Origin of the sequence: Phocaeicola sp., assembly GCF_048170425.1 — a bacterium.
Classification (GTDB): Bacteria; Bacteroidota; Bacteroidia; order Bacteroidales; family Bacteroidaceae; genus Phocaeicola.
The window spans coordinates 1-9,976 of sequence record NZ_DBEXBB010000273.1 but is presented as its reverse complement, the minus strand read 5'-3'; the positions used below and the strand labels follow the sequence as shown (position 1 = coordinate 9,976).

At 43.2% G+C, this 9,976-nt stretch carries 6 protein-coding genes; 5 read left to right on the top strand and 1 reads right to left on the bottom strand.

Going from position 1 to position 9,976, the window contains the following annotated elements; translation table 11 throughout:
• Together ACMJ0U_RS10825 and ACMJ0U_RS10820 are read left to right on the top strand one after the other, a co-directional pair.
• The coding region (locus ACMJ0U_RS10825) for a hypothetical protein (RefSeq protein WP_417129928.1) at positions 1–1,242 on the top strand (1,242 nt) is incomplete at its 5' end.
• Positions 1,243–1,267: 25 nt separating this feature from the next.
• Positions 1,268–2,785: a DUF5723 family protein gene (locus ACMJ0U_RS10820; RefSeq protein WP_417129927.1), complete on the top strand. Its 1,518-nt coding sequence runs from the start codon at positions 1,268–1,270 to the stop codon at positions 2,783–2,785.
• Positions 2,786–3,056: 271 nt separating this feature from the next.
• Here the strand turns inward: ACMJ0U_RS10820 and radA are convergent, their stop codons facing one another.
• Complete coding sequence (radA, locus tag ACMJ0U_RS10815) at positions 3,057–4,430, bottom strand: DNA repair protein RadA (protein WP_417129926.1); 1,374 nt, start codon at positions 4,428–4,430, stop codon at positions 3,057–3,059.
• A 397-nt stretch (positions 4,431–4,827) separates the two neighbouring features.
• Between radA and thrA the strand changes: the two genes are divergently transcribed.
• From thrA to thrC, 3 genes are read left to right on the top strand one after another with little or no spacing between them, the layout of a single operon-like run.
• Positions 4,828–7,260, top strand: coding sequence for a bifunctional aspartate kinase/homoserine dehydrogenase I (gene thrA, locus ACMJ0U_RS10810; protein ID WP_417129925.1), 2,433 nt, complete (start codon positions 4,828–4,830; stop codon positions 7,258–7,260).
• An 11-nt stretch (positions 7,261–7,271) separates the two neighbouring features.
• Positions 7,272–8,486 (top strand): cofactor-independent phosphoglycerate mutase, encoded by a 1,215-nt coding sequence (locus ACMJ0U_RS10805; RefSeq protein WP_417129924.1) that lies wholly within the window; start codon positions 7,272–7,274, stop codon positions 8,484–8,486.
• An 11-nt stretch (positions 8,487–8,497) separates the two neighbouring features.
• Entirely contained in the window at positions 8,498–9,799 is a 1,302-nt protein-coding gene (gene thrC / locus ACMJ0U_RS10800; RefSeq protein WP_417129923.1) for a threonine synthase, read from the top strand.
• The last annotated feature ends 177 nt before the right edge of the window (positions 9,800–9,976 follow it).

Below are 9,976 nucleotides of genomic sequence, written 5' to 3'. Positions count from 1 at the left end.
GGAGTAACACATAACACTGTAACTGCAAAAGATTTGAAAATTAAGTTTCCTGATTTCTTGGTCTTTATGGATGAAGAAGTAAAAGATGGTAATATGTTAACTCTAAATGGGCGACTGACAACAACGCCGAAGGTTTTACATGTTGCTGGCTATCGGTTTGGCTTTAAAGCAGGAGAGGGCAAGGAGGTTGTGAACGGAAAAATTTCTATTGTGGATAATGTGACTGTAGATGGAATTGTAGAGGTTGCTGGAATTAGTGGCCCTAGCAGTTTAATTGTGTCTTTAGATGTTACGTTAGGAAAAATGACGGCAAGTAGTGTAACTGGTGTCATTCGGCCTAAGATTAAAGCGGAAACTGCTAAAATTGAATTGAATGACTTGCCAGATTTCTTGAAAGATGAAGAAACCCGTCTGGATATTACTAATCCGGTAATTTTGCTGAAAGCTAATAATCCGTTAGAAACGGATGTCGAAATTAATGCAGTACTTACTCCAGAGAAGAATAATGTCAATATTGATGGGCATGAAGTGAAAGTAGGAGCTGGATACGGTCAGAATAAAGTGGTATTGATGCCAGGTACGAATGTAATTGCTTTTTCTCGTACTGGAGAATGTGCAATTGAAGGAGTTACGGATAATGTTAAGGTGCAAGAAATTAATAATTTGCTTGAAATTATTCCAGATGATATTGATGTCAATTTACAACCGGTTATTCGAAATGAAAACTATTATGAAGTAGAATTGGGAAGATACTATGAGTTGCCGGTAGGTTATGAGGTTGATGTGCCATTGAGTTTCGAGCAGAATTTGAATATCGTGTACAATGATTCCGTACAAGGTTTGAATAAGGATTTGAATGACTTGGATAAGGTAATCCTGAAAAAGGCCAATATTATTTTGACAGTAGATAATACTATCCCTCTGAAGTTGCAGTTGAAAGCTGAAAACATACAAATTAAGGATGTGTATGGCAATGAACTGACTGACGTGAAGAAAACAATAGAAGGAAATAAGCAATACGTGGCAGAAAGTATAGATGGAGAGAAACCTGTAACAAGTGAATTGGTTTTGACCCTGAATTCGGATGATACAGCATTTCTATCAAAGATTGACAGGATTTGCTTTCAAATAACGGCTGCACCGGGAAGTGTTACTGGTGTGCCTTTGAAGGATACACAATGGCTGAAGGTGACAGATATTAAGGTCTCTGTGCCAGGTGGTGTGAATGTGGATTTGAATTAATAATGAACGAGAGAAAAAGGAATAAATGAAGAAAAATATCTTGTTTACGGTACTGTCTGGATTGGCTGTTTTTGCGTTCGTGGATGAAGTTGTGGCTCAACCTCAGGTTAATCGTTCTGTTTACTTTCTGGGAGGTGCTGCTTATCGGCATGAACTGAATCCGGCATTTATGGGAGAAGGAGGATATGTAAGTATGCCAGGACTGGGTAATTTATCGGTAAGTGCTCAGGGAACTGCTGGTGTGGGTGATTTCTTATTTGTAAAACCTAATGGTGGATTGGTGACTTTTATGCACGAAGAAGTAAGTAGCAAAGAATTTTTGAAAGGTTTGCCGAACCGTTTGAAAATGGGATTTAATTTTAATGAGAATCTCCTGTCTGCCGGATTGTATGCTTGGGGAGGTTTTAATACAATAGGACTTTCTATTAAAAGTAATACCAACTTGTCCGTTCCCGATCAGTTGTTCAGGTTTATGAAGAATGGGGTAGACGCGCCAGAAGGAACTCGTTATACAGTAAATGATTTGAATATCCTTACGACTAATTATGCAGAACTGGCATTGGGGCATGCCCGTCGGATAAATGACCAGTGGACAGTAGGAGCAAAGATGAAATTTTTGGTAGGACTCGCTAAAGCAACTGTAAAAATTGACCGACTGGATATTGAAGCTACCCCGGATGCTTGGAGAATTACTCCTTCGGGTGCACAGGCCTATCTCTCAGCCAAAGGGCTGGTTGTGCCGACTCGTGGCGAAACGGGTCATTACGCAGACAGCGATTATGAACTGGATGCCAGTGGTAAACGTACCGATAAGTTGAAACCGGGTTCAGAACAGCTGATTTCGTATGATGATGTGAACTTTGATGACAAGAATATCGGTCCTACAGGATTTGGTATGGCATTTGATTTTGGTGCGACTTATCGCCTGAATGAAGATTGGACATTCTCAGCTGCGGTGCTTGACTGGGGATTTATCCGCTGGAAAAATACGCTGAAAGCTATCATGAACAACAGTTTTGAATTCGATGGGTTCAATGAAATTCCTGTAAAATCAGCTTTGGAAGACAATAACCCGAATTCAATCAATAACCAGAGTGACCGTATTGTTGATGATTTGGAACAGATGGCTAAATTTACAAAAGAAGGAGAAGGATTGAAGCGTACTACGGCCTTGGCTGCGACTTTAAATTTTGGTGTGCAATATACCTTACTTGTTTATGACCGTCTGAAATTTGGTGTCTTGTCTTCTTCACGTTTTCAAGGACGTCATTCTTGGACGGAAGCACGTGTGTCTGCCAATATTTCTCCTTTGACTTGGTTTGAGGCATCAGTAAATTATGCTTTTTCTAACTTTGGTTCTACAGGAGGACTGATGTTGAACTTTCATCCAAGAGGCTTCAATTTCTTCGTAGCAGCAGATGTTCCGTTGTGTAAATATGCACCGAAGTATTATGTGCCGCTTAATCGTTTTTCTGCCAATATCAATTGGGGAATTAATTTTACTTTTAGACCGAAATTCAAGACAAAATACCGTTGTGTGTAGGTGCTGTCATTATAAGTGAGAAGTATAGTTAAAACAAAATAGATAGGAGCAAAAAGGTCATTATTTGCCTTTGGCAGTTATGGCCAGTGACGTACTTGGTTGTCCGGTAAAACGAAAAGGTAGGTACGAATCTGGGAAAAATGAAACCTCATGAAAACGTGGTGCAGAAATAGAGTAGTTGACATAAGATGATAAGAGAATGCCTGTACATGTAAGCAGATGATGGTATGCTGTTGAGGTGTACAGGCATTTTGGTTTGAATCAGAATTTGTTATCCAAATAATTCCCGGAAGGCTTCTTCTACTTTTCGAACAGGGATAAGTTCAATTTTAATTTTTTTTCTGTCGAGACCTGAAAGGTTATGTTTGGGGATTAACATTCGCTGGAATCCGAGTTTTTCGGCTTCACTGATACGTTGCTCGATTCGGTTAACCGGACGGATTTCTCCGCTTAATCCTACTTCTCCTGCCATGCATATTCCTGCTTCAATTTCCGTATCCATGTTGCTGGAAAGAATGGCACTGATAACTGCCAGGTCTATGGCGGGGTCGTTGACTTTCAACCCTCCGGCAATGTTCAGGAATACATCTTTTTGAGCCAGCTTGAATCCGACCCGTTTTTCAAGTACGGCTAACAGCATGTTCATGCGCCGGAGGTCGAATCCTGTGGCGGAACGCTGCGGCATTCCGTAAGCGGCTGTGCTGACCAGTGCTTGTACTTCAATCAGGAAGGGGCGTACACCTTCCACGGCACCGGCGATGGCGACACCGCTCATGCCTTCATGGTCTTGGGTGAGCAGCAGTTCAGAGGGGTTGCTGACTTGGCGTAGTCCGTCTTGCCGCATTTCGTAGATTCCCAGTTCGGCCGTGCTGCCGAAGCGATTCTTGATGCTGCGCAAGATGCGGTACATGTAATGCTGGTCTCCTTCGAATTGCAATACGGTATCGACAATGTGTTCTAATACTTTCGGTCCGGCAATGCTTCCTTCCTTGTTGATATGTCCGATGAGGATAACCGGTGTGCCGGTTTCTTTGGCAAACTTTAAAAGAGAAGCAGTACATTCTCTGACCTGTACGATGCTGCCGGGAGAAGAATCAATATTCTCGGTAGAGATTGTCTGAATGGAGTCGATGATGACCAAATCGGGAGCCACATTCTTTATATGGGTAAAAATCTGTTCCAATGAGGTTTCACAGGCTATCAGCAGATTGTCGTTTTCCGGGTGCGGAATACGGACAGCCCGAAGTTTAAGTTGTCGGGCGCTTTCTTCACCGGATACGTAGAGAATTTTTTTGTGGGTAAGCCGCAACACCGTCTGGAGTATCAGAGTCGATTTTCCGATACCCGGTTCTCCTCCAATCAGGGTGAGCGAACCTTGCACCAGTCCTCCTCCCAATACACGGTTCAGCTCTTCGTCGAGCATGTCCATACGTTGCTCTTCATTTGATTCTATTTCAGTCAGACGTTGAGGCTTGGAGCGCACGGACTCAATGCCGTGTGCCATGTGTTTGGCTATAGGAGTTTCCTTGCGCACCACTTCTTCTACAAATGTATTCCATTGTCCGCAGGACGGACATTTTCCTGCCCATTTAGGAGATTCTTGTCCGCAGTTTGTGCAGACATAGACCGTTTTTTCTTTTGCCATATTTGTTACACTAATTCTTTACAAAGGTACGAAATCTTATACTTATTCTCTATACTGGCAAAAAAATATCATTTATTTATTTGTTTGTAGAAAAATGTTGCTATATTTGCCAACGGAAAAACAATAATCTATGACTGTACACTGTCTTCATATCATCTTGTTGAACGGGCATGGGTATATGCCTTTCATTACATCAACCACAGGGATGACCCCTAGGGGGTGAGGATAGTCTGTTTGGTGTTTCTACGTGATACACGTCTGCGGATGCAGACATTTCATTTATTTTATTCAATCAAGATTAATATTTAATTCATTGTTTCTGTTTGTGCCGTGGTGTAAGGCCTCACGGAGATATACCGGGATCGTTGGGTTTCGGACTAAAAATTAATGGTAACCTATGAAAGTATTGAAATTCGGCGGAACATCCGTAGGTTCTGTCAATAGCATGTTAAGTGTCAAGCGTATAGTAGAGGGTATAGATGACAAAGTAATTGTAGTCGTTTCCGCATTAGGGGGAATTACTGATAAACTGATTTGTACTTCGAAAATGGCAGCTTCAGGCGATGATTCTTATGAGAAAGAAATGAAGGAAATCGTGAACCGTCACATTGAAATGGTATACACTGTGATTCCAGCGGGACGGGGAAGGGAATTGCTTCTGGATTTGGTGAATGAACTGCTAAGCGAATTGAAGGATATTTTTCAGGGAATTTATTTGATTCGGGATCTCTCGCCGAAAACTTCGGCTACTATTGTCAGTTATGGAGAACGACTTTCTTCTATCATTGTAGCGACATTAATAGAAGGTGCTGTGTGGTTTGACTCTCGTACGTTTATTAAGACTGAGAAGAAACATAACAAACATATTCTGGATTCGGAATTAACTAACAGATTGGTACGTGAAACTTTTAGTGAAATACCGAAGGTTTCTCTTGTTCCTGGCTTTATTTCGACTGATAAAAATACGGGTGAGGTAACTAATTTGGGACGTGGTGGTTCTGATTATACGGCTTCTATCATTGCGGCAGCATTGGATGCGGATATCTTGGAGATATGGACCGATGTGGATGGTTTCATGACGGCTGATCCACGTGTAATCAGCACGGCTTATCCTATTACTGAATTAAGTTATGTGGAGGCCATGGAGTTGTGCAACTTTGGTGCGAAAGTAGTGTATCCTCCGACTATTTATCCGGTGTGTCATAAGAATATTCCGATTTTAATTAAAAATACTTTCAATCCGGATGCTCCGGGAACTATCGTGAAGCAAGAGGCTGATCATTCTTCTAAACCGATTAAAGGTATTTCGTCTATTAATGATACTTGTTTGATTACCATGACCGGTTTGGGCATGGTGGGTGTCATTGGCGTGAACCATCGTATCTTCAAGACGTTGGCCGAAAATGGCATCAGTGTCTTTTTGGTTTCGCAGGCTTCTTCTGAGAACTCAACCTCTATCGGTGTGAGAAATGAGGATGCGGAACTGGCATGTGAGGTGCTGAATGAGGAGTTTGCCAAAGAAATTGAAATGGGTGAAATCTCACCGATGAAAGCGGAAGGCGGTCTGGCCACCGTGGCGATTGTGGGCGAGAACATGAAGCATACTCCCGGTATTGCCGGAAAATTGTTTGGTACGCTCGGACGTAACGGTATCAATGTCATCGCTTGTGCGCAGGGTGCTTCTGAGACAAATATCTCTTTCGTCGTGGAAGGTGCTTCTTTGCGTAAGACACTGAATGTGATTCATGATTCATTCTTCTTGTCAGAATATCAGGTGTTGAACCTGTTTATCTGTGGTACGGGAACAGTGGGTGCCAGTTTGATTGAACAGATTCATGGCCAGCAGGAAAAACTGAAACAGGAGCGCGGGTTGAAACTGCATGTGGTGGGTATTGCCAACGGCCATAAAGCCTTGTTTACGCGTGCTGGAATTGATTTGGAACATTTCAGAGAAGAATTGGATGAAAAAGGCATTCCTTCTTGTCCTCAGACACTTCGTGATGAGATTGTGGGAATGAATATCTTCAATTCGGTGTTTGTGGATTGTACAGCCAGTCCCGATATTGCGGCACTGTATAAAGATTTGCTGAGTCACAATGTGTCGGTGGTGGCAGCAAACAAGATTGCCGCTTCTTCTGAATACGACATTTATGCGGAACTGAAAAGAATTGCTCGTCAGCGTGGAGTGAAGTATTTGTTTGAGACGAACGTAGGAGCCGGTCTTCCGGTAATCAATACCATCAATGACTTGATAAACAGTGGTGACAAGATTTTGAAGATTGAAGCGGTGGTGAGCGGTACGTTGAATTATATTTTCAACCGTATCAGTGCGACAACTCCTCTGAGTGAAACTATCCGTCAGGCGAAGGAGGAAGGTTACTCTGAACCTGACCCAAGAATTGACCTGAGCGGAAAGGATGTGATCCGGAAACTGGTGATTCTGGCTCGTGAGGCAGGTTACCGTTTGAATCAGGAAGATGTGGAAGCAGACTTGTTTATTCCTGACAGCTATTTTGAAGGTACATTGGATGATTTTTGGAGAAAGATTCCACAATTAGATAAAGAATTTGAAGAACGTCGCAAGAGACTGGAAAGCGAGGACAAGCGCTGGCGTTTTGTGGCAAGCCTGGAAGATGGACACGGCAAGGTGTCTTTGCAGGAAGTAGACCGCAATCATCCGTTCTATAACCTGGCTGGCAGCAACAATATTATCTTGCTGACCACAGAGCGCTACAATGAATATCCGATGCTGATTCAGGGATACGGTGCCGGTGCAAGTGTGACTGCTGCCGGTGTATTTGCGGATATAATGAGTATTGCCAATATTTAAACCAAACAAAAATGAAACATGTGATTATCTTAGGTGACGGTATGGCCGATTGGGCTGTACCTTCCTTAGGCGACAAAACTTTACTGCAGTATGCACATACGCCATATATGGATAAGCTGGCAAGTATGGGGCGTACGGGCGTATTGAAGACGGTGGCTGATGGCTTCCATCCAGGAAGTGAGGTGGCCAATATGTCTGTGATGGGCTATGATTTACCTAAGGTGTATGAAGGTCGTGGAGTACTGGAAGCTGCCAGTATTGGTGTAGACCTTCAGGATGGGGACATGGCCATGCGTTGTAACATTGTCTGTGTGGAAGGAGAAACGCTGAAAAATCATTCTGCCGGACATATTTCTACGGAGGAGGCCGATGAACTAATTCGCTTTCTGGATGAAAAGTTGGGCTTCGACTGCATTCATTTTTACACAGGAGTGCAATATCGTCATTTATTGGTGATTAAGGGAGGGGATAAGCGGTTGGCTTGTGTGCCTCCACATGACATCCCTTTGCAGCCTTTCCGTCCTAATCTGGTGAAGGCACTCTGTCCTGAGGCACAAGAAACAGCCGATTTGTTGAATGCACTGATTTTGAAATCACAAGAGTTGCTGGCTACGCATCCTGTCAACTTGAAACGAGTGGCGGAAGGGAAAGACCCGGCCAATAGTATCTGGCCCTGGAGTCCGGGATACCGCCCGCAGATGGAACCTTTGTCAGAGAAATATCCGTCTATCCGGAAAGGAGCCGTGATTACGGCTGTCGATTTGATTCGTGGTATCGGCCGTTATGCAGGTTTGCGCTGTATTGATGTGGAAGGGGCTACCGGATTGTATAACACTAACTATGAAGGGAAGGCTCAGGCTGCCATTGAAGCGCTGAAAACAGATGATTTTGTGTATCTGCATGTAGAAGCCAGCGATGAGGCAGGTCACGAAGGAGATGTTCCGTTGAAACTGAAAACTATTGAAGACTTGGACAGCCGTATTGTCGGTCCGGTCTATGAAGCAGTAAAACAATGGGATGAGCCTGTGGCCATTGCGGTATTGCCCGATCATCCTACTCCTTGTGAGTTGAGAACGCATACCAATGAACCGATTCCTTTCCTGATATATTATCCGGGTATTGAGCCGGATGCCGTGCAGACTTATGATGAAATCAGCTGCAAGGAAGGAGGATATGGCCTGATGGAGAAAGATGAGTTTATGAACCTATTTATGAATATTCAGTAACAGATAGCAATATGAAGTATTACAGTACAAACGGAAAAGCATTAGACGCGACATTGGAAGAAGCTGTGGTAAGAGGACTGGCTTCAGATAAGGGTTTATATATGCCCCGTCAGATTAAACCCTTGCCACAATCGTTCTATGACGAGATTGAGACACTTTCTTTTCCAGAAATAGCTTATAAAGTAGCAGATGCGTTTTTTGGAGAAGATGTACCGGCCGACACATTGAAACAGATTGTGTATGACACATTGAACTTTGATGTACCGGCAGTAAAAGTAAAAGACAATATTTATTCTTTGGAACTGTTTCACGGACCTACATTGGCGTTTAAAGATGTTGGCGGCCGTTTTATGGCTCGTTTGCTGGGATACTTTATCCGTAAGGAGGGAAAGAAGCAGGTTAATGTACTGGTGGCTACATCCGGAGATACGGGAAGTGCGGTGGCAAATGGTTTCCTGGGCGTGGAAGGCATTCATGTGTATGTGCTTTACCCGAAAGGAAAGGTCAGTGAAATTCAGGAAAAACAGTTTACTACCTTGGGACGTAACATTACAGCAGTTGAAGTGGACGGTACGTTCGATGACTGCCAGGCGTTGGTGAAGAATGCGTTCATGGATAAAGACTTGAACGAGCACATGCAGCTGACATCTGCCAACTCTATCAATGTAGCCCGTTTCCTGCCTCAGGCTTTTTATTATTTTTATGCCTATGCGCAGATGAAAAAAATCGGTAAGGCCAATAACCTGGTAGTTTGTGTACCGAGCGGTAATTTTGGAAATATTACAGCCGGATTGTTTGGCAAGCGTATGGGGCTTCCAATTAAGCGTTTTATAGCAGCCAATAATCGTAACGATATATTCTATCAATACCTGAAGACAGGAGAGTATTGTCCGCGTCCGTCGGTGGCTACTATTGCTAATGCCATGGATGTAGGCGACCCCAGTAATTTTGCCCGGGTACTGGATTTGTACGATGGAAGTCACGATGCCATTGCTTCTGAAATCAGTGGTGAAACCTATACCGATGATCAGATACGTGAAACGGTGCAGAAGGTTTATGAAGAAACGGGTTATCTGCTTGACCCTCACGGTGCATGCGGATACCGTGCGCTGGCAGAAGAACTGAAAGAAGGAGAAGTCGGCTTGTTCCTGGAGACGGCTCACCCTGCAAAATTCCTGCAAACGGTGGAAAGTATCATAGGGGTAGAAGTAAAAATACCGGAAAAACTTCAGGCATTCATGAAAGGTACCAAACAGAGTGTACCGATGTCGAAAGACTTTGCGGCATTTAAAGCTTACTTGATGAAACAATAATCCTTTTCAGATACGAATTGATTTTAAGTGTCAGTTTGACTTATGCTGGTATAGGTAGACACATTATTAACACATAACCTATACCAATCATGAATCGTAAGCATTACAATGAATCAGACCGTCTGGCTCTACTTCGTGAATATTATTCATCAGGTTTGAGCAAATATGCATTTATCA

Bases quoted from the DNA above. Each gene is read 5' to 3' on its own strand.
- thrC (WP_417129923.1), top strand. From the start codon at position 8,498: ATGAAGTATTACAGTACAAACGGAAAAGCATTAGACGCGACATTGGAA.
- radA (WP_417129926.1), bottom strand. From the start codon at position 4,430: ATGGCAAAAGAAAAAACGGTCTATGTCTGCACAAACTGCGGACAAGAA.
- ACMJ0U_RS10820 (WP_417129927.1), top strand. From the start codon at position 1,268: ATGAAGAAAAATATCTTGTTTACGGTACTGTCTGGATTGGCTGTTTTT.
- thrA (WP_417129925.1), top strand. From the start codon at position 4,828: ATGAAAGTATTGAAATTCGGCGGAACATCCGTAGGTTCTGTCAATAGC.
- ACMJ0U_RS10805 (WP_417129924.1), top strand. From the start codon at position 7,272: ATGAAACATGTGATTATCTTAGGTGACGGTATGGCCGATTGGGCTGTA.